Source organism: Streptomyces sp. NPDC001156 (genome assembly GCF_053598275.1).
Window position 1 is genome coordinate 1 of the sequence record NZ_JBSFJX010000523.1, and the last position, 1520, is coordinate 1520.

Annotated in this window: 1 protein-coding gene; it reads left to right on the top strand. The window is 70.1% G+C overall.

All coding sequences use genetic code 11. From position 1 onward, the window contains the following. The first annotated feature begins 273 nt into the window (after nucleotides 1-273). Nucleotides 274-1488 carry an IS110 family transposase gene (locus ACWDA7_RS52800; RefSeq protein ID WP_450615345.1) on the top strand — a complete coding sequence of 405 codons (1215 nt, stop codon included), beginning with the start codon at nucleotides 274-276 and terminating at the stop codon, nucleotides 1486-1488. Nucleotides 1489-1520: the final 32 nt, after the last annotated feature.

Here is a 1520-nt window from a genome sequence, read left to right on the forward strand (position 1 = left end):
CCCCCTCCCCCACACGTGATCAGCAACAGGAAGAACGGTATCGGCCGGCACTGACATTGATGCTGATACTCAGGTTCCGGTGGTCGTGACTCGGGCACTGACTGACGCCCTGCTGGGTTGTCTTCCGACTGTTCTGTCCGGCCGCCGGGACCTGTTCTCATGGCTCCGGCCGGGCGGAACATGACCTGATAGGAGCTTGGTCAGAAGCCCCTTCAATGTCCTGTCTGCGCCACCCGGCCGGTGCCCACCTCCGGCAAGGAAGGCACCATCAGCATGACATCGGCGGCGGCACCGGACACAGCGGACCAGGATGTGCTCGGCGGGGTCGACTCCCACGCCGACACCCTCCACGTCGCGGTCATCAGCGACAACGGCGGACACCTCGCGGACGCCGAGTTCACCACGACCGCCGCCGGGTACGCCGCGGCCCTGGCCTTCCTCGAAGCCCATGGCCACGTGAGGGCGGTCGGCGTGGAGGGCACGTCCTCCTACGGAGCCGGCTTCACCCGCGCCGCCCGCTCGGCGGGTCTTCACGTCGTGGAGGTCAACCGGCCGGACCGGGCCGAACGCCGCCGCATCGGCAAGTCCGACCCCATCGACGCCTACGCCGCCGCCCGCGCCGCCCTGTCCGGACGCGCCTCCGGTGCACCCAAGGACGACACCGTCGCCGGCATACGTGCCCTGCACAACGCCGCCCGCTCCGCCGTCAAGGCCCGCACCGCCGCCCTGAACCAGATCGGCCACCTCCTCATCACCGCCCCGGACACCATCCGCACCAAGTACGGGCAGCTCAAAGGAGCAGACCGCACCGACACCCTGGCCCGGCTGCGGCCGACCGGGGACGCCGTCCACACCGCAGTCCTCACCACGCTCAAAAGCCTCGCCCGACGCGTCAAAGAGCTGACCGCCGAACACGAGGCACTGACCCGGGCCCTGGACGACGAGGTCACCGCTCACAACCCCGGCCTGCGGGCCGCCTACGGAGTCGGCCCCGACACCGCCGCCCAGCTGCTGGTCACCGCAGGCGGCAACCCCGAACGCATGCGGAACGAAGCGTCCTTCGCCGCCCTCTGCGGAGCCGCCCCCGTCCCCGCCTCCAGCGGCCGAACCAACCGCCACCGCCTCTCCCGCGGCGGCGACAGGCAGGCCAACGCAGCCCTCTACCGCATCGCCCTGGTCCGCATGTCCAGCGACTCCCGCACCCGCGACTACGTGGCACGCCAGACCACCGCCGGACGGACGAAGAAAGAGATCATCCGGCTGTTGAAACGGGCCATCGCCCGGGAGATGTTCCGCTACCTGACCACCACGGTCACCGTCCCCGGCATCGCCGACCTACGGCCCCTGCGGCAGTCCAAGAACCTCACCCTCACCGCCGCGGCCCAGCACCTCGGAGTCTGGCCCGCCACCATCTCCACCCTCGAACGCGGGATCCGCCGAGACGACGACCTCGCCCACGCCTACCGCAACTGGCTCCAAGCCGCTTGACAGCCAATAGGAGCATCAGTGCCCGCCAAGCG

Excerpts from the sequence above, each read along its gene's own strand:
- ACWDA7_RS52800 (WP_450615345.1), top strand. The coding sequence starts at position 274 with ATGACATCGGCGGCGGCACCGGACACAGCGGACCAGGATGTGCTCGGC.